This is a genomic window from Micromonospora sp. NPDC049171 (assembly GCF_040648275.1).
GTDB lineage: Bacteria > Actinomycetota > Actinomycetes > Mycobacteriales > Micromonosporaceae > Micromonospora.
Genome location: NZ_JBEZDJ010000035.1, coordinates 50817 through 72527, shown reverse-complemented (window position 1 = coordinate 72527; position 21711 = coordinate 50817). Strand labels below are relative to the sequence as shown.

General features: G+C 72.0%; 22 protein-coding genes. 13 read left to right on the top strand and 9 right to left on the bottom strand.

All coding sequences use genetic code 11. The features are described from left to right. Positions 1–173: 173 nt before the first annotated feature. A complete protein-coding gene (locus AB0B14_RS32690; RefSeq protein ID WP_007454492.1) occupies positions 174–509 on the bottom strand; it encodes an STAS domain-containing protein in 336 nt (111 codons plus the stop codon). 178 nt (positions 510–687) lie between these two features. Here AB0B14_RS32690 and hemL point away from each other — a divergent pair, with 178 nt between their 5' ends. Genes hemL through ccsB form a run of 6 tightly spaced genes read left to right on the top strand, consistent with a single transcriptional unit; the run spans position 688 to position 6700 of the window. After that, the gene (gene hemL / locus AB0B14_RS32685; RefSeq protein WP_357068737.1) at positions 688–2040 is read left to right on the top strand and encodes a glutamate-1-semialdehyde 2,1-aminomutase; all 1353 of its coding nucleotides are present in this window, start codon (positions 688–690) and stop codon (positions 2038–2040) included. After that, a complete protein-coding gene (locus tag AB0B14_RS32680; RefSeq protein WP_357525907.1) occupies positions 2037–2684 on the top strand; it encodes a histidine phosphatase family protein in 648 nt (215 codons plus the stop codon). The genes hemL and AB0B14_RS32680 overlap by 4 nt, the downstream gene beginning before the upstream one ends. Continuing rightward, positions 2684–3250: a TlpA disulfide reductase family protein gene (locus AB0B14_RS32675; RefSeq protein ID WP_357068732.1), complete on the top strand. Its 567-nt coding sequence runs from the start codon at positions 2684–2686 to the stop codon at positions 3248–3250. Before AB0B14_RS32680 ends, AB0B14_RS32675 begins: the two co-directional genes overlap by 1 nt. Further along, on the top strand, positions 3250–4068 hold the full coding sequence (locus AB0B14_RS32670) for a cytochrome c biogenesis protein CcdA (RefSeq protein ID WP_357525905.1): 819 nt from the start codon (positions 3250–3252) through the stop codon (positions 4066–4068). Before AB0B14_RS32675 ends, AB0B14_RS32670 begins: the two co-directional genes overlap by 1 nt. Continuing rightward, a complete protein-coding gene (locus tag AB0B14_RS32665) occupies positions 4068–5723 on the top strand; it encodes a cytochrome c biogenesis protein ResB (RefSeq protein WP_357525903.1) in 1656 nt (551 codons plus the stop codon). Before AB0B14_RS32670 ends, AB0B14_RS32665 begins: the two co-directional genes overlap by 1 nt. Beyond that, the gene (gene ccsB, locus AB0B14_RS32660; protein ID WP_357068726.1) at positions 5723–6700 is read left to right on the top strand and encodes a c-type cytochrome biogenesis protein CcsB; all 978 of its coding nucleotides are present in this window, start codon (positions 5723–5725) and stop codon (positions 6698–6700) included. Before AB0B14_RS32665 ends, ccsB begins: the two co-directional genes overlap by 1 nt. Positions 6701–6743: 43 nt before the next feature. Here the strand turns inward: ccsB and AB0B14_RS32655 are convergent, their stop codons facing one another. Together AB0B14_RS32655 and AB0B14_RS32650 are read right to left on the bottom strand one after the other, a co-directional pair. After that, a complete protein-coding gene (locus AB0B14_RS32655) occupies positions 6744–6950 on the bottom strand; it encodes a hypothetical protein (protein WP_357068724.1) in 207 nt (68 codons plus the stop codon). 214 nt (positions 6951–7164) lie between these two features. Then, positions 7165–7641: a MarR family winged helix-turn-helix transcriptional regulator gene (locus AB0B14_RS32650; RefSeq protein ID WP_357068722.1), complete on the bottom strand. Its 477-nt coding sequence runs from the start codon at positions 7639–7641 to the stop codon at positions 7165–7167. An 83-nt stretch (positions 7642–7724) separates the two neighbouring features. On the opposite strand from AB0B14_RS32650, the gene AB0B14_RS32645 reads away from it, so the two are divergent. Next, a complete protein-coding gene (locus AB0B14_RS32645) occupies positions 7725–8279 on the top strand; it encodes a carboxymuconolactone decarboxylase family protein (RefSeq protein ID WP_357068720.1) in 555 nt (184 codons plus the stop codon). A 23-nt stretch (positions 8280–8302) separates the two neighbouring features. On the opposite strand, the gene AB0B14_RS32640 is transcribed toward AB0B14_RS32645, so the two are convergent. Then, the gene (locus tag AB0B14_RS32640; protein ID WP_357068717.1) at positions 8303–9178 is read right to left on the bottom strand and encodes an alpha/beta hydrolase; all 876 of its coding nucleotides are present in this window, start codon (positions 9176–9178) and stop codon (positions 8303–8305) included. A gap of 474 nt (positions 9179–9652) precedes the next feature. Between AB0B14_RS32640 and AB0B14_RS32635 the strand changes: the two genes are divergently transcribed. The 3 genes from AB0B14_RS32635 (at position 9653) to AB0B14_RS32625 (ending at position 12802) form a co-directional block, all read left to right on the top strand. After that, a complete protein-coding gene (locus AB0B14_RS32635; RefSeq protein WP_357525901.1) occupies positions 9653–11113 on the top strand; it encodes a menaquinone biosynthesis decarboxylase in 1461 nt (486 codons plus the stop codon). Next, positions 11113–12105 (top strand): menaquinone biosynthesis prenyltransferase MqnP, encoded by a 993-nt coding sequence (mqnP, locus tag AB0B14_RS32630; RefSeq protein ID WP_357525899.1) that lies wholly within the window; start codon positions 11113–11115, stop codon positions 12103–12105. The genes AB0B14_RS32635 and mqnP overlap by 1 nt, the downstream gene beginning before the upstream one ends. Before the next feature lie 67 nt (positions 12106–12172). Next, positions 12173–12802, top strand: a complete 630-nt coding sequence (locus AB0B14_RS32625; RefSeq protein WP_357525897.1) for a UbiX family flavin prenyltransferase — start codon at positions 12173–12175, stop codon at positions 12800–12802. Positions 12803–12898: 96 nt separating this feature from the next. Here AB0B14_RS32625 and AB0B14_RS32620 read toward each other — a convergent pair whose 3' ends face one another. Further along, complete coding sequence (locus AB0B14_RS32620; RefSeq protein ID WP_007454516.1) at positions 12899–13165, bottom strand: BldC family transcriptional regulator; 267 nt, start codon at positions 13163–13165, stop codon at positions 12899–12901. Between the two features lie 269 nt (positions 13166–13434). Here AB0B14_RS32620 and AB0B14_RS32615 point away from each other — a divergent pair, with 269 nt between their 5' ends. Continuing rightward, positions 13435–13893, top strand: coding sequence for an Lrp/AsnC family transcriptional regulator (locus AB0B14_RS32615; RefSeq protein WP_357068708.1), 459 nt, complete (start codon positions 13435–13437; stop codon positions 13891–13893). Positions 13894–13982: 89 nt separating this feature from the next. Beyond that, positions 13983–15074, top strand: a complete 1092-nt coding sequence (locus AB0B14_RS32610) for a PLP-dependent cysteine synthase family protein (RefSeq protein ID WP_357525895.1) — start codon at positions 13983–13985, stop codon at positions 15072–15074. A gap of 7 nt (positions 15075–15081) precedes the next feature. Here the strand turns inward: AB0B14_RS32610 and AB0B14_RS32605 are convergent, their stop codons facing one another. From AB0B14_RS32605 to AB0B14_RS32595, 3 genes are all read right to left on the bottom strand, one after another. Next, positions 15082–15702 (bottom strand): putative glycolipid-binding domain-containing protein, encoded by a 621-nt coding sequence (locus AB0B14_RS32605; protein WP_210821509.1) that lies wholly within the window; start codon positions 15700–15702, stop codon positions 15082–15084. A gap of 102 nt (positions 15703–15804) precedes the next feature. Continuing rightward, complete coding sequence (locus AB0B14_RS32600; RefSeq protein WP_357525913.1) at positions 15805–17721, bottom strand: DEAD/DEAH box helicase; 1917 nt, start codon at positions 17719–17721, stop codon at positions 15805–15807. Positions 17722–18086: 365 nt separating this feature from the next. Next, positions 18087–18581, bottom strand: a complete 495-nt coding sequence (locus AB0B14_RS32595) for a hypothetical protein (protein WP_357525893.1) — start codon at positions 18579–18581, stop codon at positions 18087–18089. Positions 18582–19113: 532 nt separating this feature from the next. On the opposite strand from AB0B14_RS32595, the gene AB0B14_RS32590 reads away from it, so the two are divergent. Beyond that, on the top strand, positions 19114–19419 hold the full coding sequence (locus tag AB0B14_RS32590) for a hypothetical protein (RefSeq protein WP_357525891.1): 306 nt from the start codon (positions 19114–19116) through the stop codon (positions 19417–19419). Positions 19420–20087: 668 nt separating this feature from the next. Here the strand turns inward: AB0B14_RS32590 and AB0B14_RS32585 are convergent. Beyond that, positions 20088–21632, bottom strand: a complete 1545-nt coding sequence (locus tag AB0B14_RS32585) for a C40 family peptidase (RefSeq protein WP_357068700.1) — start codon at positions 21630–21632, stop codon at positions 20088–20090. Positions 21633–21711: the final 79 nt, after the last annotated feature.

Here is a 21711-nt window from a genome sequence, read left to right as displayed (position 1 = left end):
GCCAGACGCTCGACTGGGCAACCCCAGCCGAACGCCTGGACCACCTCATCGCTACCTAACGATTGCACTCACCCCTTGACCCCAAGCCGAGGCGGATGGCAATAACCCCATGATCAACGAGGTCACTGGAGGGGGAGGGGGCCGGGAGGGGAGGGGAGGGGAGGGGGGTGGGGTTAGCCGGTGGGTTGGTCGTTGCGGATCATCAGGGCGCTGCGGAGGCCGGTGATGTCCAGGACGCGGATCAGGAAGTCGCCCACGTGGGTCAGCATCAGCAGGCTCTGCGCGTGGCTGGCCTTGCGGCTGAGCACGACCAGGGTGCCCAGGCCCTGCGAGTCGCAGAAGGTGACCCCACCCAGGTCGAGCACGATCCGCGGGGGTGGGTCGGCCAGCACCTCGTTGACGACCGTGGAGAGCTGGGCGGCCGTGAGCATGTCGATCTCACCGGCCAGGCGCAGCACTGCTTCGTCGCCCGTCCGGTGTAGCGTGATGGACAGTTCGGCACGATCCACCCGGTCAGCCTAGCGCGATCTGCCCGGCCCGGCCTGTTGAGGCCGTCAGCCGCCGCCCACCGAGGTCACGGGCCCCGCGCTGCCGCCGCCGACGCGACGCCGGCCCGGGGTGAGCCCGGTAACCCCACCGCGGGGTGGCTGCTGGTTGGCCGTGTGGCGCTGACACAATGGCGGCATCGTGACCGACATCTTTCCCGCCGGTTCCGGCCGTTACCCGGCCGACGCACCGGCCTCCGAGGCCCTGTTCGACCGCGCCCGCGCCATCGTGCCGGGCGGGGTGAACTCCCCCGTGCGCGCCTTCCAGGCGGTCGGCGGCACCCCGCGTTTCATGGTCCGTGGCGAGGGCCCGTGGCTGTACGACGCCGACGGTCGCCGCTACGTCGACCTGGTCTGCTCGTGGGGTCCGCTGATCCTCGGGCACGCGCATCCCGAGGTGGTGGCCGCCGTGCAGGCCGCCGCCGCCAGGGGCACCAGCTTCGGCACCCCCACCCCGGGTGAGGTGGAGCTGGCCGCCGAGTTGGTCGACCGGACCCCGATGGAGCAGGTCCGGCTGGTCAACTCCGGCACCGAGGCCACCATGTCGGCGATTCGGCTGGCCCGTGGCTTCACCGGCCGCTCCAAGATCGTCAAGTTCGCGGGCTGCTACCACGGCCACGTCGACGCGCTGCTCGCCGCCGCCGGGTCCGGCGTGGCCACCCTGGGCCTGCCCGACTCGCCCGGCGTCACCGGCGCGGCGGCCAGCGAGACGATCGTCCTGCCGTACAACGACATCCGGGCCGTCGAGGAGGCATTCGCCGCCGAGGGCCCGCACATCGCCGCGGTGATCACCGAGGCCGCCGCCGGCAACATGGGCGTGGTCGCCCCCCGCGACGGCTTCAACCAGCAACTCGCCCGGATCGCGCACGCGCACGGGGCCCTGCTCGTGGTGGACGAGGTGATGACCGGGTTCCGGGTCTCCCGCGCCGGGTGGCACGGCCTCGACGCCTCCGACGCCGACCTGTGGACGTACGGCAAGGTCATGGGTGGTGGCCTGCCCGCCGCCGCCTTCGGCGGGCGTGCGGACATCATGGCGCGACTCGCCCCGGCCGGCCCGGTCTACCAGGCCGGCACCCTCTCCGGTAACCCGCTGGCCTGCGCCGCCGGCCTGGCCACGCTGCGGCTCGCCGACGACGCGCTCTACCGCAAGCTCGACGACACGGCCGCCGTCGTGGGCAAGCTGGCGTCCGACGCGCTGGCCACCGCCGGGGTCCCGCACCGACTGTCGTACGCGGGCAGCATGTTCTCGATCTTCTTCACCGACGCCGACGTGGTCGACTACGACAGCGCCCGCACCCAGCAGGTGCCGGCGTTCAAGGCGTTCTTCCACGCGATGCTCGCCGCCGGCGTCTACCTGCCGCCGAGCGCGTTCGAGTCGTGGTTCGTGTCGGCGGCGATCGACGACGCCGCTCTGGAGCACATCGCCGCGGCGCTGCCCACGGCGGCCAACGCGGCGGCAGCGGCTGGGCTGGTCACGGGGGGTAAGAAACCTTGAGCAAGACAGTGGTCCACGTGCTCCGGCACGGTGAGGTGCACAACCCCGACCAGATCCTCTACGGCCGGCTGCCCGGTTTCCGCCTCTCCGAGCTGGGCGTGCAGATGGCCAAGGCCGCCGCGCAGGGCCTGGCCGAGCGGGAGATCGTGCACGTGGTGGCCAGTCCACTGGAGCGCGCCCAGCAGACCGCCGAGCCGATCGCCGCCCAGTTCGGGCTGCCGGTCGGGGTGGACGAGCGGCTGATCGAGAGCGCCAACTGGTTCGAGGGCAAGAAGGTGTCCCCGGGTGACGGTTCGTTCCGCGACCCGCGTAACTGGTGGGTGCTGCGCGACCCGGTCACCCCGTCCTGGGGCGAGGCGTACCGGGTGATCGCCGAGCGGATGTTCGCCGCCGTGCACGCCGCGCGGGTCGCCGCCGAGGGACGCGAGGCGGTGCTGGTGTCGCACCAGCTCCCGATCTGGACGCTGCGCCGCCACGTCGAGCGCAAGCGGCTCTGGCACGACCCGCGCAAGCGACAGTGCGGGCTGGCGAGTCTCACCTCGTTCCACTTCGACGGCGCGAAGGTGGCGGGCATCGGCTACAGCGAGCCGGCCGCGCACCTGATCGCTCTCTCCGCGACCGCCCGGACGGCCAAGGGGGCCTGATGAACGCCCGGAGGTGGACCGCCGGCCTGCTCGCCACCGTCGCCGCGGTGGCGTTGGTCGGCTGCACGTCGAAGGGGCAGGAGAAGACCTGCGCGACGACCACCGACGGGATCATCGAGTGCGCACCCGACCAGCGCTCGGCACCTCCGAAACTCGCCGGTGAGCTGCTCGCCGGCGGCACCTACGACGTGAGTCAGGCACGCGGCCAGGTGATGGTGATCAACTTCTGGGGCTCCTGGTGCGCGCCGTGCCGTGCCGAGGCGGACGATCTGGAAGCCGTCTACCAGGCCACCAAGGGCTCCGGGGTGACCTTCCTCGGCGCCAACGTGCAGGACGAACGGGACAAGGCCAAGGCCTTCGAGGAGGGCCGGGTCACCTATCCGAGCCTGTTCGACCCGTCCAGCCGGACCGCGCTCGCCCTGGACATCCCACCGAACTTCGTCCCGGCGACAGTGGTGCTGGACCGCGAGGGCCGGATCGCGGTGGTGATCCGTCGTGCCGTGACAAAGGACGAGCTGATGCCCTTCGTCGAACGGATCGCCGCCGAGAAGCCGGCGTCGGGCTGATGGGCGAGACCTTCCGGGAGTTGGCCCTCACCGGGCCGCTGCTGCTCGCCATCGGCGCGGCGGCGCTCGCCGGCCTGGTCAGCTTCCTGTCCCCGTGCGTGCTCCCGCTCGTCCCCGGTTACCTCTCGTACGTCACCGGGCTGGCCGGCGCCGACCTGGAGGGCCGACGACCGGCGGCCGAGCCCCCACCGCCCACCGGCGGTGTCGCGGTCAAGGAGCGGGTCGCGCGGGTCGGCGCGGTCAAGGGCCGGGTGCTCGCCGGCACGCTGCTCTTCATCGGCGGGTTCACCGTCGTCTTCGTGGCCACCGCGATCCTCTTCGCCAGCATCGGCCGGGTGTTCTTCGACTACAAGCGCGAGTTGCAGATCGGCGTCGGCGTGCTGATCATCGTGGCCGGGTTGAGCTACCTCGGGATGATCCCCGCGCTGCAACGCGAGTTCCGGATCTCCCGACTGCCGTCGGCCGGGCTGCTCGGCGCGCCGGTCTTCGGCGCGGTCTTCGCCCTCAGTTGGGTGCCCTGCACCGGCCCGACGCTCGGCGCGGTGATGGGCATGGCCACCGCCAGCGGGCAGAGCGACCGCGCGGTGGTGCTCGCCGTGGCGTACTGCCTCGGGTTGGGGATACCGTTCATCGTCTTCGGGCTGGGCTTCGAGCGCCTGCTCGGGGTCTTCCGCGCCGTCCGGCGCAACAGCCGCTGGGTCACCCGGGTCGGCGGCGCCCTGCTCATCCTGATCGGCCTGGCGCTGGTCACCGGCGGATGGCAGAGCTTCGTGATCTGGTTGCAGACCACCGTCGGGGTGGGCGAGGTGAGCATCTGATGACTGTCGTCGACGACCGACCGGAGACCGTGGCCCCGGCGCCCCGGCGCCGGCCCAACCGGCTGCTGGCCCTGCTGCGCAACTCGTGGCGGCAGCTCACCAGCATGCGTACGGCGCTGATCCTGCTCTTCCTGCTCGCGGTCGCCGCGATCCCCGGCTCGGTGCTGCCGCAGCGGGGGATCAGCCCGGAGAAGGTCAACCAGTACTTCGTCGACCACCCGGACTGGGCCCCCCGACTGGACCGGATCGGCGCGTTCGAGGTCTTCGGCTCGGTCTGGTTCTCCGCGATCTACCTGCTGCTGTTCACCTCCCTGATCGGCTGCATCACACCCCGCCTGCGCGACCACTTCCGGGCGTTGCGGGCCCGGCCGCCGGCCGCGCCGAAGCGGATGGCCCGGCTGCCGCAGCACACCGTGCTGCCCGCGCCGCCGGGTGGCACCGCGGCGATCGCCGCGGTGCTGCGCAAGCGCCGCTGGCGCGTCGAGGTACGCGGCGACGAGGTTTCGGCCGAGAAGGGCTACCTGAAAGAGACCGGCAACCTGCTGTTCCACCTCTCGCTGATCGCGGTGCTGATCGGCGTCGGGCTCGGCTCCTGGTACGGCTGGAGCGGCAACCGGCTGCTGGTGGCGGGCAAGGACAACACCTTCTGCAACACCCGCCAGCAGTACGCCGAGGCGAAGCTCGGCCCCCGGGTGGACAGCGCCGACCTGCCCCGCTTCTGCCTGCGGTTGGACGACTTCCAGGCCCGGTTCCTGCCGTCCGGCCAGCCGGAGTCCTTCAACGCCACGGTCACCGTCGACGGCCCGGACGAGCCGACCCGCCGCGCGGACTTCTCGGTCAACTCGCCGCTGCGGTTGACGGACGCGAGCGTCTACCTGCTCGGCCACGGGTACGCCCCGGTGATCCGCTACACCGACCGGTTCGGCAACAGCCAACTCAGTGACGACCCGTTCCTCACCACCGGCGACATGGGTCTGACCAGCGAAGGGCTGGCGGCCTTCGCGGACGCGAACGTCGACCCGGCCACCGGTCAGCGCGCACCCGATCAACAGATGGCGTTCACCGGCATCTACCTGCCTACGGCACCCGAGCAGGCACCGTTCGTGCGCTCGCAGTACCCGGCCGAGCGCAACCCGGTGCTGAACCTGGTCGCCTACCGGGGCAACCTCGGTCGCGACGCCGGTATCCCCGGCTCGATCTACCAACTCGACCAGCGACAGGTGCGGACCGGCAAGGTCAAGGAGGTCGGCACCAAACTGCTCCGCAAGGGCGAGACCTGGACGTTGGACGACGGCTCCACCGTCGAGTTCCTGGGCACCGAGCGGTACGTCACCCTCTCCATCCGGCACGATCCCGGAGCGACCCCGCTGCTGTTCAGCTGCGCTGTCCTACTGGTCGGACTGATGGGCTCGCTGTTCGGGCGACGTCGCCGGGTCTTCTTCCGGGTGGTGCCGGGCGACCCCGCGAACGGATCTCCGACGGACGGTAGTAGCTTGGTGGAGGCCGGTGGGTTGCCGCGCACCGACTATCCAGGGTTCGCCGACGAGTTCGCCCAGCTCGTCACCGCTGTGAGCGGTGCCGACCGGGCTGCCGAGCGGGCTGGCACCGACGCTGACTCCAGCGACCGGGCCGGTGTGCGAGAAGGGACCGAGTGATGTCCGCGCTCTCCGACAATCTGGTGACCTTCGCGATCCTGACGTACCTGATCGCGATGATCAGCCACGCCGTCGAGTACGCGCTGGGCAACGCGCGTACCCGCGCCGCCGTGGCGTCGCCCGCCCGCGAGCTGGTGGGTGCGGGAGTCGGCGGTGGCGGCGGCGTCACCCCGAAGTCGCCCGCGCCGGTCCCGCCGTCGGCCGACGCTTCGGCCCGGCGGGCGCGAATCGCCGGCCTGGTCGCGGTGGGGGCCACCGCGCTCGCCGCCGTGCTGCACCTCGCGGCGCTTGTCACCCGCGGTCTCGCGGCGGACCGGATGCCCTGGGGCAACATGTACGAGTTCGTGCTCACGGTGACGTTCATCGGGGTCGCGGCCTGGCTCGTGGTGCTCTGGAAGCGGCCGTCGCTGCGTAAGCTCGGGCTGTTCCTCACCCTGGTGATGGTGCTGCTGGTGGCCACCGCCGAGCTGGTCCTGTACGTGCCGATCGTGCCGCTGGTGCCAGCCCTGAACTCGTACTGGTTCGTCATCCACGTCTCGACAATCGTCTTCGCGTCCGGCATCTTCCTGCTCGGCGCGGTGCCGGCGGTCGGCTTCCTGATGCGCAACGGGTACGAGCAGGGCAAGCGGAGCTTCCCGTACACCCTGGCGAAGCGGCTGCCCGGCGCGGTCGGCCTGGAGCGGCTGACCTTCGCGCTGCACGCGTTCGCGTTCCCGGTCTTCACCTTCGCGGTCATCGCCGGCGCGATCTGGGCCGAGGCGGCCTGGGGTCGGCCGTGGGGCTGGGACCCGAAGGAGACCTGGGCGTTCATCTCCTGGGTGGTCTACGCCGGCTACCTGCACGCCCGCGCCACGCCAAGCGTCAAGCGCAACGTGGCCACCTGGCTCGCGGTGCTCGGCTTCCTCACCATGCTGATGAACCTGTTCGGCGTGAACATCTTCTTCACCGGCCTGCACTCGTACGGCGGGCTGGACTGATCCGGTAGGCGGCGCGCGGGCCGGTGGGCGGTGTGCGGGCCGGTCACGGCTCGCGATCCGGTTGCCAGGCGCGCAGGGCCCGCTCGACCTGGATGGTGACCTGGTAGGACACCCCGGGCACGTCGGCCAGCTCGATCCGTTCGCCGCGCAGGGCCAGTTGGGCGTGCAGCTCCCGGGCGACGGTGTCGCGCAGCTCGACCAGCAGGGGCGACAACCCGTCCGGGTCACCGACAACGTAGGCGTCCGACATGCACTCACCCTGCTCTGACGCCCCGTCGATGCGCCAGGATCGGTGAGATGTGTCCGCCGCGCTTGACTCGGGCCCAGGTCTGCGCAGTGGGGGTGTCCCGCGCCCGGCTGTCTGCCGTTGATCGACTCGGGTTTCAGGAAGTCGCGGTGTCCGGCGGGCTGGATGCAACCGACTTCATGGAACCCGAGTGGATCTTGCGGTGGCGTGGTCGCGATCAGCCTCCGAACCAGCCTGGCACGTCGAGCCGGAACCAGTTGGCGGCGGCCATCGTGCGGAGGTCGTCCTCCATGGCGGTGACCCGTGCTGGGCCGAGGGTCTCGGCCCACTGTGCGCGCAGCCGGTCGAAGATCTCGGCCGAGCGGCGTAACCCGTCGGCACCGCGCGGGGTCACCCGGACCAGTCGGCGTCGGGCATCGGTGGGGTCGTCGACCCGCTCCAGGTAGCCGACGGCGACCAGCCGATCGACGGTCTTCCCTGCGGCCTGTTTGGAGATACCCAGCCGCTGGCCCAGCTCGGTGGCGGTGGTGCCGTCCGCGCCGACGGCCTGGAGCACGAATCCGTGCAGCGGTCGCAGCTCCGGATGCCCCTCCCGGGCCAGCTCGGCGTGCAGGTCGTCGATAAGCGTCCGGAAGCCGGCCAGCAGCAGCAGCGGCAGCGCGAAGCCAGGACGCGCGGGATCAGCGGTTGCCATCTTCGACAACCACGTTTACTATTTCGTCAACCACGTTGACTATCGTAACGTGCCCCGATCCAGACTCTGGAAAGCAGGTAACCATGTCCGTCTTCACCGCCCACACCGCTGAGACCGCACCCGCCGCCGCCCGTCGGCCCATCGAGGGAGTACGCGGCCGGTTCGGCTGGCTGCCCACCGCGGTGGCGCTGATAGCCAACTCGCCACAGTTGCTCACCGGCTTCCTCGCCGCCAGCGCGGGCTTTGAGCAGACCGACCTCGCCCCGCTGGAGCAGGAGGTGGTCATCCTGGCGGTCTCCACCAGTCACGAATGCCATTTCTGCGTCGCCCTGCACACCGGCAAGCTCACCCAACTCGGCGCGACCCCCGAGCTGATCACGGCGCTGCGTGCCGGCTCGGTACTGCCCGACCCGCGCCTGGAGGCGCTGCGCCGCTTCACGCTGGCCGTGCTCGACCACCGGGGCGGCGTGCCCGACGACGAGATGGACGACTTCCTGGCCGCCGGCTACCAGCCCCGGCACGCGCTGGACGTGGTGTTCGGCGTCGGCGCGTACACCATGTCCACCTTTGCCAACCGGCTCACCCGGGCACCGCTCGACCCGCCACTGGCCCCCTACGCCTGGACGCCGGCTGCCTGACCGAGGACACCCGCGGACCCTGCTCAGGTCGCCCGAAGGAAGTCGCGCAGCAGAGCGAGCATCTCGTCCGGGCGCTCCTCGTACAGCCAGTGCCCGCAGTCCTCGATCACCTCACCGCGCACGTCGTCGGCGTACCGGCGGACCTGCTCGGCGATCTGCCCGCCGAGGCTGGCCGCCGCGCCGACGGCCAGCACCGGCATCGTGAGCTTCGTGCCCCGGTACGCCGCGTTGTCAGCGATGTCCTGCTCGAACGCCCGGAAGTAGGCGAAGCTGGCCCGCAGATGTGCCGGGTCGCGCAGGTGACTCGCGAACTCCTCGATGTCCGGCGCGGCGATGCTGCCCTTGCGCACCATGAGGGCGTCGGTGAACCTGTCCACCCAGAGCGACTCCCGCCCCTTGACCAGCTCCTCCGGGAGCCCGTTGCCGAGAGAGAAGTAGCCGAAGTTCCACACCCCCGGCCCGGCCGAGGTGAGCGCGGGGAACGTGTAGATGCTCTCGTCGGGGATCGGCGCCTCGGTGAGCACCAGCCGACTCACCCGCTGCGGATGGGCGGCGGTATACGCGTACGCCACCATGGTCCCCAGGTCGTGCCCGACCAGCCGGAGGTCGCCGACCAGGCCAAGTTGGTCAAGTAGTCCGTGCAGGTCGGCTGCGGCGGTCTTCTTGTCGTAGCCGTCGGCCGGGGCGTCGCTGCCCCCGAAGCCGCGCAGGTCGGGTGCGACCACGTCGAAGGAACGCCCCAACTCGGGCAGCAGGTGCCGCCACATGTACCAGCACTGGGGGTACCCGTGCAGGAGCACCAGTGGCGGGCCGCTGCCGCCCCGAACGTAGTTCATGGCGATCTGGCCGACCCGCGCCCGCTGCTCGCTGAACCCCGCCGGAACCCGCTCACCGCTCATCGCCGCCCCCGTCCGCCCGTCCGCGTTCCTGCCCGTCCGCGTCCTTGCCCGTCCGCGTCCTTGCCCCGTCCGCGTCGGCTTCCCGCAGGGCGCGGTCCGCCCGCCGCCGTCCGCGTCCCTGCCCGTCCGCCGCCACTTCCCGCCGCGCCCGTCCGTCCGCCGCCGGGCTGCCGCCGTCCGCCGGGCTGCCCGGCTACCCGTTCGACCGCCTGCCATGCCTGCGAGTTCTCGGCCCTGGCCCTTGATCCACTCGGGTTTCAGGAAGTCGGGCCATCCCAGGCCGTTGGACACCCCGATTTCCTGAAACCCGAGTGAATCTTGCGGCGCGGAGGGCGCGGAAGGTGCGTGCGGCGCGGAGGGTGCGTGCGGTGTCGCCCGCGCTGGCGACCGGCTGGCCGCTGGGTCCCTGGTCATCGCGAGCGTCACAGCACCCGGCTTGGGTCGCTCGGGAGTCGGTGCGGGAGACTGGGCGGTATGGCGGCTCGTGGCTTCCCGTACACCGATCTCAAGGACTTCCTCGCGGCGCTGGAGCGCGCGGGGGAGTTGCGCCGGGTCGACGTCCCGGTCGACCCCACCCTGGAGATCAGCGAGGTGGTCACCCGCACGGTGCGGGCCGGCGGGCCGGCGTTGCTCTTCGAGCGTCCGACCCGGGGCGAGATGCCGGTGGCGATCAACCTGTTCGGCACCGAGAAGCGGATGGCGATGGCCCTTGGCGTCGACTCGCTGGACGAGATCGGTGCCCGGATCGGCGCGCTGATCAAGCCTGAGCTGCCGGTCGGCTGGTCCGGCATCCGGGAGGGCCTCGGCAAGGTCATGCAGCTCAAGTCGGTGCCGCCGCGCAAGGTGAAGACCGCACCCTGCCAGGAGGTCGTCTACCGGGGTGACGACGTCGACCTGAACCGGCTGCCGGGGTTGCAGGTCTGGCCCGACGACGGCGGGATCTTCCACAACTACGGGTTGACCCACACCAAGCACCCGGAGACCGGCAAGCGCAACCTGGGCCTCTACCGCCTCCAGCAGCACGGCCGCAACACCCTGGGCATGCACTGGCAGATCCACAAGGACTCGACGGCCCACCACGCGGTCGCCGAGCGACTCGGGCAGCGTCTGCCGGTCGCGATCGCGATCGGCTGCGACCCGGTCGTCTCGTACGCGGCCAGTGCCCCACTGCCCGGCGATATCGACGAGTACCTGTTCGCCGGGTTCCTGCGCGGCGAGCGGGTGGAGATGGTCGACTGCCTCACCGTGCCGTTGCAGGTGCCGGCGCACGCGCAGATCGTGCTGGAGGGTTATCTGGAGCCCGGTGAGCGGCTGCCCGAGGGGCCGTTCGGCGACCACACCGGCTTCTACACCCCGGTCGAGCCGTTCCCCGTGCTGCACATCGAGGCGATGACCATGCAGCGCAAGCCGGTCTACCACTCGATCGTCACCTCGAAGCCGCCGCAGGAGGACCACGGGCTCGGCAAGGCCACCGAGCGGATCTTCCAGCCTCTGCTCAAGTTGATGATCCCGGACATCGTCGACTACGACCTGCCGGCCGCCGGTGTCTTCCACAACTGCGCGATCGTCTCGATCCGCAAGCGCTACCCGAAGCACGCGCAGAAGGTCATGAACGCGATCTGGGGCGCGCACCTGATGTCGCTGACCAAGCTGATCGTGATCGTCGACGAGGACTGCGACGTGCACGACTACAACGAGGTCGCCTTCCGGGCCTTCGGCAACGTCGACTACGCCCGCGACCTGCTGCTCACCGAGGGCCCGGTGGACCACCTCGACCACTCGTCGTACCAGCAGTTCTGGGGCGGCAAGGCGGGCGTCGACGCGACCCGCAAGCTGCCCACCGAGGGCTACACCCGCGGTTGGCCGGAGGAGATGAGCATGGCCCCCGAGGTCACGGCCCTGGTCGACAAGCGCTGGAAGGAGTACGGGATCTGATGGCCGCCGCAGACAACCCCCGCGATCTCGCACTTTCGGTCCCTGATTCGCCCCCTTCCGCCCCTTCTGCCCCGACGGAAAGTGCAAGAAGGCCGGAGCCGGAGCCGGAGCGGGGGCGGGTTCGGGCTTTTCTGGAGCTTGTCAAGATCGAGCACTCGGTGTTCGCGCTGCCGTTCGCGTTTCTCTCCGCGTTGACCGCGATGCAGGTCAACGGCGGGCACGTGCGTTGGTGGGACCTGCTGCTGATCACTGTGGCGATGGTCGGCGCGCGGACGTTCGCGATGGCCGCCAACCGGATCCTCGACCGGCGGATCGACGCGCGGAACCCGCGTACCGCCAACCGGGAACTGGTGACCGGCGCGGTGAGCGTGCGGACGGCCTGGACCGGCGCGGCCGTCGCGGTGGTGGTCTTCCTCGCCGCCGCCGCCCTGCTCAACCCGCTCTGCCTGGTGCTCGCGCCGCTCGCCGTGGTGCCGTTGGTCGTCTACCCCTACGCCAAGCGGTTCACCAACTGGCCGCACGCCATCCTCGGGATCGCCCAGGCGGTCGGCCCGGTAGGCGCGTGGTTGGCGGTCACCGGCACCCTGGACGGCTCCTGGCCGGCGTGGCTGCTCGGTGCCGCGGTCGGGCTGTGGATCGGCGGGTTCGACCTGATCTACGCCTGCCAGGATTCCGAGGTCGACCGGGAGATCGGCGTGCACAGCGTGCCCGCGCGCTACGGTCGCCGCTTCGCGCTGCACGCCTCCACTGTCGCGCACGTGGTGACCTTCGCGTTGTTCATCTGGTTCGGCGGGCTGATCGGCCTGGGCTGGCTCTGGTGGATCGGGCTCGCACTGACGGCTGTGGCGTTCGGCTACCAGCACCTGGTGGTCACCCCGACCGATCTCAGTAAGGTCAACCGGGCGTTCTTCACCGCCAACGGGTTCGTCGGCATCGCGCTGTTCGTCTTCGCCCTGCTCGACCTGGTGATCCGGCTCGACCTGCGGGCCTGAGGCGGCCCGGACGGAGGATCCCGGGGGTGCGCACCAGCGGACCGGCCGGACCAGGCAGGCTGGGGGCATGCGGGAACCATGGGTGGTCGGGGTCTCCGGGGCCTCCGGCACGCCGTACGCGGCGGCCGTCATCGCGGGCCTGCTCGACGCGGGCGAGTCGGTGGACCTGATCGTGTCCCGGGCGGCACGACTCACCGTGCTCGACGAGACCGGCCGACCGTTTCGCGACGGACACTGGGCCGAGGATCTCGCCGGCTGGCTCGACCGGGACCTGACCGGAGCGGACATACGGCACTGGCCGGCCGGCGACCTGGCCGCCGGGCCGAGCAGCGGCTCCTACCGGGTACGCGGGATGGCCGTGGTCCCGGCCAGCACGGCAGCCTGCGCGGGCATCGCGATCGGCCTCTCCAAGGACCTGTTGCAGCGCGCCGCCGAGGTCAACCTCAAGGAACGGCGGCCGGTGGTGGTGGTCCCCCGGGAGACACCGGTGACCCGCAGTCACCTGGAGCACCTGATCGCGCTGCACGACGCCGGCGCGGTGGTGCTACCGGCCAGCCCCGGCTTCTACGGGGCGGGCGCGGCGGCCAGCGCCCAGCAGTTGGTCGACTTCGTGGCCGGCAAGGTGCTGGACGCGCTCGGCGTCCCGCACACCCTGTTCCGAAGGTGGGCCGGCCAACTCGGCGCGGCCCGGAGCTGAGCTGTCGCGCTCAACGCGCGTCATGCCACCCGGCCGGCCGAAGTGGGACGCGGACCGGACTGGTGTCCGGTCCGCGTGGTCGTTGTCCGCACCAGTTCAGTACATGCCGGCGTTGGCCGGACCCGGCCCGGTGGATGCGGCCGGCCCCACATTGCGTGGCTTTCCGACCTCGTCCACCTCGTCCAGCATGCCCTCCCCCTCAAGCAGGGCTCGCACCTCGGATTCCCGAAACCGGCGATGCCCGCCTGGAGTCCGGATGCTTCCTATCCGGCCGGCCGCCGCCCATCTCGTCACAGTCTTCGGGTCCACCCGAAACAGCGCGGCGACCTCACCCGGTGTCAGCAGGCGATCTCCAGTGTCCACAGCCCCCTCCTCGCGTCGACGAAGCCCCTGGCTGAACACACTGCCCCCGGCTGGTGCGAGCCCAGAGCCGTCATGAGGGACGTATGGCAATTACAGCACCAGGAGACTGGCCTGTCCGCCAAACGCGAAAAATGCACTGACTGGGAAGTTAGTAAATGGTACGGGCGGAACCCCTGCCTTGACTGTCGGTTTGTGAACAGTTACCCACTGCTCCGTCCAACGGATGCCGAAGGCGTCGCGTTACGCGTAACCGGTTAAGGTCACTCTCCGTGGACGCCATCGACCTGAGCCTCGTCGACCTGCTGCGCGGCAACGCCCGCCTGTCGTACGCCGAGTTGGCCCGACAGGTGGGCCTCTCGGCTCCGGCCGTACACGAGCGGGTCGGCAAGCTGGAGAGCAGCGGCGCGATCCGGGGCTACCGCGCGGACGTGGCCCCGGAGGCGATCGGGCTGGGCGTCACCGCGCTGATCGGGATCGTCGAAGACTCCGGCGCCGACAGCGACGACATGCTCGAGTCGCTGCGGGTGCTGCCCGAGATCGAGTCCTGCTACTTCATGGCCGGCGTGGAGTCGTTCCTGCTCAAGGCGCGGGTTGGCACGATCGCCGAGTTGGAGCAGCTGATCGTGCGGCTCAACCGGACCCCGGGGGTCGCCTCCACCCGCACCGCCATCGCGCTCTCCACCAAATGGGAGAACCGCCCACAGCCGGTCGGTCCACCGGCGGACTGACCGCCGCGTACCCCTGGGGTGGCCGGCCCGCGTCACAGGCGGTCCGGACCGGCGCCGACCCCCGCTGGCCTGCTTGCTACGTTTCCGGCGTGACACATCACGACCGGTGCGACGCGGCCAGCCGGACCTGGGTGACGGAGGCCATCGCCGCCGTCGAGGCGGACGCGAACCGCTCGGCCGACACCCACCTGCTGCCGTTCCCGCTGCCCCGGGAATGGGGGATCGACCTCTACCTCAAGGACGAGTCCTCCCACCCCACCGGCTCGCTGAAGCACCGGCTGGCCCGCTCGCTGTTCCTCTACGGGCTGTGCAACGGCTGGATCGGGCCACGCACCACGATCGTCGAAGCGTCGTCGGGCTCAACGGCGGTCTCCGAGGCGTACTTCGCCCGGATGCTCGGTCTGCCGTTCATCGCGGTGATGCCCGCCTCCACCTCGCCCGAGAAGATCGCGCAGATCGAGTTCCAGGGCGGCCGGTGCCACCTGGTGGACGACCCCGCGACAGTGGTGGTCGAGGCGCGCTGGCTCGCGGAGGACTCCGGCGGGCACTTCATGGACCAGTTCACCTACGCCGAGCGGGCGACCGACTGGCGGGGCAACAACAACATCGCCGAGTCGATCTACGCGCAGTTGGAGCTGGAACGGCACCCCATCCCGGCCTGGGTCGTCGTGGGCGCCGGCACCGGGGGCACCAGCGCGACAATCGGCAGGTACGCCAGGTACCGCCGGCTCGACACCAAGCTCTGCGTTGTCGACCCGGAGAACTCGGCGTTCTATCCGGCCTGGCTGGCCGCCGACTGGTCGGTGCGTACCGGAAAGGGGTCCCGGATCGAGGGGATCGGCCGGCCCAGCGTGGAGGCGTCCTTCCTGCCCTCGGTGGTGGACCGGATGGTCCAGGTGCCGGACGCGGCGTCACTGGCCGCGATGCGCGCCGGGTCGGCGGTGCTCGGGCGTCGCGTGGGCGGCTCCACCGGCACCAACCTGTGGGGAGCGTTCGGCCTGATCGCCGGGATGCTCGCCGAGGGCCGGACCGGCTCGGTGGTCACCCTGATCTGCGATCCCGGTGACCGGTACGCCGACACCTACTACTCCGACGACTGGGTGACCGCCCAGGGCCTCGACCTGACGCCACACCTGGCCACTGTCGGACGCTTCCTGACCAGCGGCACCTGGCCCGCCTGAGCGCCGGTCAGCGCGGGTCGATCCGTTCGGCCAGCCCGGGGTAACGCACCACGTAGCCGCTGTCGTCCAGGTCGATGTCGGCGGTGAAGGTGCCGCTGGCGAACCGCACCCGACCCGGCCCGAGCCCGGTGTAGATCTGCTCGGCCGGCACCACCTCCAGGCCGGGCAGCAGCACCCAGGCGACGGTGATCCGATGCGCCACGTCGGCCGGCTCGGCCGCCATCCGGAGCCGGTGGACCGGCAGCGTGTTGAACAGCGGCGAGCCGCTCAGGTCGACGTCGAGCGCGTCGGCCAGCCGGTCCGGATCATCGGTGCCCGGCAGACCGGCCCGGGGATGACCGGCCGCGACCAGCGCGGCGTCGAGGTCGCCCTGCTCGGCGGTCGTCACCCGCCACCGGCCCGCGGCACGCTCCAGCGTCACCCGGCGCAGCCAGCCGAGCCCTTCGGCCTCGACCTCGACCCGGGTGGTGGCCCAGTCCGGCGTGGTGGTCAGCTGGTAGCGGGCGGTCCAGGGGATCGGGTCCACGGCGAGCAGGGTGCCCCGGGCCGCCAACCCGTGGCCGTCGTCGAGCAGCACCTGCTCGCTGCCGGCGGTGTCCGTCCGGGACCAGAAGATCGACTTCGGCATGGTCGGCATGAGCCGGACGTTACGCGACCGGGCCGACATCGGCAGGGCATGCGCGAACGCCGCCGCGAAGCATGGGCTTCGCGACGGCGTTCGGTGGATCAATCAGTGGGTACGCGCTGGCGGCCGCCCGCCGAAACCGCGCCGGTCGTCACGCGGGCGCTCATCCCGCGGCCGGTCGTCCCGACCACGGCTCTCCGGGCGGAAACCACCGCGTGTGTCCCGGTCACCGAAGCGCCGCTCACCGGTTGGCCGGTCACCCCGGCCGTCCCGGTCACCGAACTGCGGCCGGTCACCGAACCGGCGCTCGCCCTGCGGACGGTCACCGTAGCCCCGGGTGTCCCGGTCGGCGAAGCGCCGTTCACCGGTCGGCCGGTCACCGTAGCGGCGCTCGCCCTGCGGCCGGTCACCGTACTGGCGGTCGCCCTGCGGACGGTCGCCGTAGCCCCGGGTGTCCCGGTCGGCGTAGCGGCGCTCGCCGGTCGGGCGGTCGCTGTGGCCTCGGTCGCCGGTCGGGCGGTCGCTGTGGCCCCGGTCGCCGGTCGGCCGGTCGGCGTAGCGCCGCTCGCCGGTCGGCCGGTCGCCGTAGCCCCGGTCGCCGGTCGGGCGGTCGCCGTAGCGGCGCTCGCCCTGGGGACGGTCGCCGTACTGGCGGTCGCCCTGGGGACGGTCGCCGTACTGGCGGTCGCCCTGGGGACGGTCGCTGTAACGCCGCTCGCCGGTGGGTCGGTCGCCGTAGCGGCGCTCGCCGCCCGTGCGGTCGCCAAACCGGCGCGGGCCTCCGGACCGGTCGTCGAATCGACGCGAACCGCCAGAGCGGTCACCAAAGCCCCGCGACTCCGCCTCGACGCGAACCGGGACGCCGCTGGGCTCACGGGCGCCGACCAGCTCGGCCAGTGCCGCGTCGCCGACCCGCACCCGGGTCTCGGCCGGCGCGACGCCGGCCTTCTCCATCATCGCCAGGGTGGTGCGGCGCTGCTTGGGCAGCACCAGCGTGGCGACCGCGCCGGACTCGCCCGCACGGGCCGTGCGCCCCGCGCGGTGCAGGTAGTCCTTCGGGTCCTTCGGCGGGTCGACGTGCAGCACCAGGGTGACCCCGTCGACGTGGATGCCCCGAGCCGCCACGTCCGTGGCGACCAGCACGTTCATCCGGCCCTCACGGAACTCGGCCAACGTCTTGGTACGCATCCGCTGGGTCTTGCCGCCGTGCAGCCCGCCGGCGCGGACGCCGACCGCCGCGAGTTGCTCGACCAGCCGGTCCACCCCGAGCTGGGTACGGGCGAAGACCATCGTCCGGCCGTCCCGGGCGGCGATCGAGGCCGCCACCGGGAACTTCTCGTGCGGCGGAATCAACAGCATGTGGTGGTCCATGGTGGACACCGACGCGGTGGACGGTGCCGTGGAGTGGGTCACCGGGTCGGTCATGAACCGCTTGACCAACGCGTCGACGTCACCGTCCAGGGTGGCCGAGAAGAGCAGCCGCTGGCCGTTCGCGGGAGTCTTCGCCAGCAGGTCGGTCACCTCGGGCAGGAAGCCCATGTCGGCCATCTGGTCGGCCTCGTCGAGCACCGTGACCTCGACGTCGTCGAGCTGGCAGATGCCCCGCTCGATCAGGTCGCCGAGCCGGCCCGGGGTGGCCACGATGATCTCCACGCCGCGGCGCAGAGCGTCGATCTGACGGTCGTACGGAACACCACCGACGGCGGTCTTCAGGAAGATGCCGACGGACTTGCCCAGCGGCACCAGTGCGTCGTTGACCTGCATGGCCAGCTCGCGGGTGGGGACCAGGACCAGGGCGCGCGGACGCATCGGCCGGGCCCGGTTGCGGGTGGCCAGCCGGGCGATCATCGGCAGACCGAAGGCGAGCGTCTTGCCCGAACCGGTCTGCCCGCGGCCCAGCACGTCGCGGCCGGCCAGCGCGTCCGGCACGGTGGCCCGCTGAATCTCGAACGGGCTGGTGATGCCCTGCTGCGCCAGCGCGCGGACCAGCGGCTCGGGCAGGCCGAGGGACGCGAAGCTGATCGGATCGGCGGTCGCCGTCGGGGCCGGCTCAGCCGGCTGGGCGGCGGTGTCGACCGGCGCGGTGCCGGTCTCGCTCGGGGAGGTGTCGAGCTGTTCCCGGGCGGTGTCGGTCGTCGGGGCCGGGTGGGAAACGGACGGAACAGTGCTGGGGTCAGCAGAGGTGGTCAACAAAAGCCTTTCGAGCGGGGCGCATCTTCGCGATGGCCTGCCGCGGCTGTGCCGCCGGATCGCCCGCAAGACCGCCCAGGGGCGCGCACCACGCGCGCCGGGTCAGTGATCTCCACCAGTGTACGGCGAACCGGCGAAGCCGCCAGCCGGTTGCCGGACGGTAGTGGGCGGACTCACCATCGTTCCCACCCGGCGACTCACCCGTTGAGCACGCTGCCCACCAGACCGTCCAGGGCGTCACCGGCGAGCAGTACGACCATGACGCTGATCGCCACCAGCAGCCCCAGAGCGGCGGCGAGGACGATCATCACCCGGGTGTTTCGGGACCGTTCGGCCGGAGTGTCCGCCCAGCCCTGGGCCAGGATGTGCCCGGTCAGCGACCCGGAATTCTCCACCGCGTTGGCGGGCATCGCGATCGTGGTGAAGCCCGGCCCGTCGCCGCTGCCGTAGACGGTGCCGGCCAGGTCGGAGCCGCCGTCGTGCCGCCCTGCGCCGGCATTGCCCGCGCCCCGTGCGACGAAGCCGCCGTCGTGCCGTCCTCCGTCGGTGCTGCCCGCCCGTGGTCCGGCCGAGCCCGCCGAAGGGCTGCCCGTGGACCCGGTCCCTCGCGAGTTTCCGTTGCCACTCCCGCCCGACTGGGGAGCGCCGGTGGTGGACGGCGGCCAGGTCGGCAGGGCCGGTGCCGGTACCACCGGCGGCGCGGAGACGGGTGCGCCGGTCCACCCGTCGCGGGATGTCGGGTGTGTCGTAGAGGCGGTGGACGGCCATCCGGCTGGCGTTGCGGAAACCGACGCGCTGGGTCGTACGCCGGGCGTGTCGATCATGGCCGGCGGTGGCGGAAACGGCGGTGCCGGCATCGGGCCGGGCGGACCCGGTGGCGCGGGCACGGGCGGACCGGGCGGCGGCAGGGGCGGGCTCGGGATGGGCGGTGCCGGCGGGCCCGGGATGGGTGGCATCGGCGGGGGCGGCGGGGTCGGGGGACCCGGAACGGGCGGAACCGGACCGGGTGACGGCGTGGGTCGGGGCCCAGGCGTCGGCATCGGCTCGGGCGGGAACGGGCCCGGGGCTGGCGCGGGCTCCGGCTCGGGAGGCGACGGCTGGGTTGGCCCGGGGCCGGGTGGCGTGGGTGTCGGCTCCGGAGCCGACGGTGCCGACGGCCGGGCCGGCTCGGGTTCCGGGTCGGATGATTCGGGACGCACCGGCGCGGCTCGGTATACGGCCGGCGTGCTGCGGGCTTCCGGGGCACCCATGGCACCGGGCGTGGCCCGGCTGCTGCCGGGAACCGTGGCGCTGGCCCGGCTGCTGCCGGGAACCGTGGCGCTGGCCCGGGCGGTCTTGGTCGAGTCGTTGCGTTGCCCAGGCACCGAGACCCCGGCGGAACCGGCCGAGCCGCCGGAGCTGGCCGAGCTGACAGAGTTGGCCGAGCCGGCGGAGTTGGCCGAGCTGACGGAGTTGGCGGCACCGGCCGGGCTGGCGGCACCGGCCGGGCTGGCGGCACCGGCCGAGCTGGCGGCACCGGCCGCACGGTAGGTGGTTGCGGTGACCGGGGCGCTGGCCGGCAGGTCACTGCGGAGAGCCCCGGCGGTCGCGACGCTGGCCCGGGCCCGGACGGGTTTGGCAGCCTGGCCCGGGAGATCCCCGGCGGGTGCCGACTGGCCGGCGCTCGGGCCGGTGACCGCGGCCTGTCCGGCACCCAAGTTGGTGACTGCTGGCTGCCCGGAGGGCGGGTCTGTGGCGTCCGGCTGCCCGGAGTGCGGGCCGGGGACGTCCGCGGCGACGCTGCCGCTGTCGAGAGCAGCGTCGCCGGTGGAGGAGTCGCCACCAGCGGCGGCGGAGACGCCGCCGGAGACCGGGCCGGCGTGAGCAGTGGCCGGGCCGGCGTCACGAGTGGCCAGGTCAGCGTCAGGGGTAGCCGGACTGGCGTCAGTGCTGCCCGGGGCGGCGTGAGCAGTGGCCAGGCCGGCGTCACGAGTGGCTGCGGGGGCGTCGGTGCTGGACGCCGGGTCGGCGGTGCCCGGCCCTGCCGGGTCGGGTTGGTCGACCACGGGGTCGACAGTCTCCGCCGGATCACTCTGCTCGGCCATCTCCGCCCTCCGTGCCATGCTCGCACCCGAACCCGTGACGTCGAGTCGGATGTGCCTGGTTGTCACGGTGCCACAGATCTTCCCGAGCGGACAGCCGGAGCCGGTCGTGGCGGATCAACCGGTGGCGCTGGGGCTGCCCGGCGAGCTGCCGCTGCCCGTCACGCTCGTGCTGGCCTTCGGTGTGGTCGTCGGGCTGGTGCCCGGCGCGCTGGTCGGCGCCGAGGGCAGGGTCGTCGGCGTGTTGTCGGGGGTCGGAGGCGGCGACGCGCTCTGGGTCGGCGTCGGCGACGGCGTGGGCGTCGCGCTGCCGGTGGGCGTCGGGGTGGCCGACTCCGTCGGCTTCGTGGTCGGCTTGGTGGTGGGCGTCGGCTTGGTGCTCGGCGTCGGCTTGGGCGTCGGCTTCGTGGTGGGCGGCGTGACCGGCGGGGGCGGAACGGTCACGACCGGTGCCGGCACCGCGCCGATCACCCGGGTCGCGGCATACAGCCGAGACCAGCTGACCACGGAGATCTTGACGACATCGCCGGTGGTGGGCGCCTGCACCATCTTGCCGTTGCCGATGTACATGGCGACGTGGTGGATCGTCGTCCAGCTGCTGCCGGAAGCGAAGAAGAGCAGGTCACCGGGGAGCAGCGCGCTCTGCGGCACGGTTCGGCCGCGGGTGGCGGCGTACTGGTCACGGGAGACCCGCGGCAGGTCGAAGTAGTCGGCGCCCGGAGACCGGTACGCCGCCCACATCAGACCGGAGCAGTCGAACTGGTTCGGACCCTCCTCGGACCACTTGTACGGGTCGCCGAGCTGGGCCAGCGCGTAGCGGACCGCGGCCATCGCCCGGGGGTGCGCGGCCATCCCGCTGACGTTCTGGTTGGTGACGTAGCCGGCACCGTACTGCTGCTCGGTGGCCTCCTGCTGGCGTTCGATCTCGATCAGCTGGGCGGAGTTGTCCCGGCGCAGCTTGAGCAGACCCGCCTCGGCCGTGCGGAGTGCCGTCTCGCCCGTGGTGAACTCCGCCTCGGCGGCGGTGAGCAGCTCCTTGGCCTCGGTGTGTTTCTGGTAGGCGGCCTGCTCGGCGGCACGGGCGCGGGCCAACTCTCCGGCCACCCCGGTGGTGCCGCCGTCGACCTTCTCGCCGCGGGTGATCTGCTGCAGGCGGCTCAGCCCGCGAAGATCCTGGGCGAAATCGCCGGGCGGCAGTGCGGCGTCCGCCTTGACGGCGTCCGCGGCGGCCGCGTCGGCGGCCTGCTGGGCTTGGAGCAGGGCGTCCTGCGTGGTCGCGAGCGCCTTGCCGGCGGTGTCGAGCTGGGCCTGCGCGTCTGTGCGTTTCTGGCGGCTCTTCAGCAGCGTCTCGCCGAGCGTGCCGACCTGGGTCTGGGCGGCGTAGATCTGGGCGGCCAGCGGGCCGGTGCCGATGGCGCCCAGCGGAGGCGACGGCACACCGCCGAGGGGCGGGCCGCCGGGCAGTTGGGGTGCGCCGACGGCCGGCGGGCGGGCGCCGGTGTCCGGGATCGTCGTGGGTATTGCCGGATCGGCGTACGCGGGGGTGGCCATTACGGCGGCGGCGATCGCGCCGAGCAGGGCGGCCCAGAGCTTCGGACGCAGCACTGGCGAGATCACCGGGCTCCGTCGTCGCTGCCGTCGCCCGCGCCCGCTGTAGACCATTCCGCTCCCCGTCCGACTGCTCGTCGCCGCGCTCGGTGGGCGCGGCCGTCGGGACGGTACCAGTGTGTGTGTCCCGCCC

Excerpts from the sequence above, each read along its gene's own strand:
- AB0B14_RS32640 (WP_357068717.1), bottom strand. The coding sequence starts at position 9,178 with ATGAGCGGTGAGCGGGTTCCGGCGGGGTTCAGCGAGCAGCGGGCGCGG.
- AB0B14_RS32625 (WP_357525897.1), top strand. The coding sequence starts at position 12,173 with ATGCGGGAACCATGGGTGGTCGGGGTCTCCGGGGCCTCCGGCACGCCG.
- AB0B14_RS32665 (WP_357525903.1), top strand. The coding sequence starts at position 4,068 with ATGACTGTCGTCGACGACCGACCGGAGACCGTGGCCCCGGCGCCCCGG.
- AB0B14_RS32675 (WP_357068732.1), top strand. The coding sequence starts at position 2,684 with ATGAACGCCCGGAGGTGGACCGCCGGCCTGCTCGCCACCGTCGCCGCG.
- AB0B14_RS32585 (WP_357068700.1), bottom strand. The coding sequence starts at position 21,632 with ATGGTCTACAGCGGGCGCGGGCGACGGCAGCGACGACGGAGCCCGGTG.
- AB0B14_RS32635 (WP_357525901.1), top strand. The coding sequence starts at position 9,653 with ATGGCGGCTCGTGGCTTCCCGTACACCGATCTCAAGGACTTCCTCGCG.
- AB0B14_RS32670 (WP_357525905.1), top strand. The coding sequence starts at position 3,250 with ATGGGCGAGACCTTCCGGGAGTTGGCCCTCACCGGGCCGCTGCTGCTC.
- mqnP (WP_357525899.1), top strand. The coding sequence starts at position 11,113 with ATGGCCGCCGCAGACAACCCCCGCGATCTCGCACTTTCGGTCCCTGAT.
- AB0B14_RS32605 (WP_210821509.1), bottom strand. The coding sequence starts at position 15,702 with ATGCCGAAGTCGATCTTCTGGTCCCGGACGGACACCGCCGGCAGCGAG.
- AB0B14_RS32655 (WP_357068724.1), bottom strand. The coding sequence starts at position 6,950 with ATGTCGGACGCCTACGTTGTCGGTGACCCGGACGGGTTGTCGCCCCTG.
- AB0B14_RS32645 (WP_357068720.1), top strand. The coding sequence starts at position 7,725 with ATGTCCGTCTTCACCGCCCACACCGCTGAGACCGCACCCGCCGCCGCC.
- AB0B14_RS32650 (WP_357068722.1), bottom strand. The coding sequence starts at position 7,641 with ATGGCAACCGCTGATCCCGCGCGTCCTGGCTTCGCGCTGCCGCTGCTG.
- ccsB (WP_357068726.1), top strand. The coding sequence starts at position 5,723 with ATGTCCGCGCTCTCCGACAATCTGGTGACCTTCGCGATCCTGACGTAC.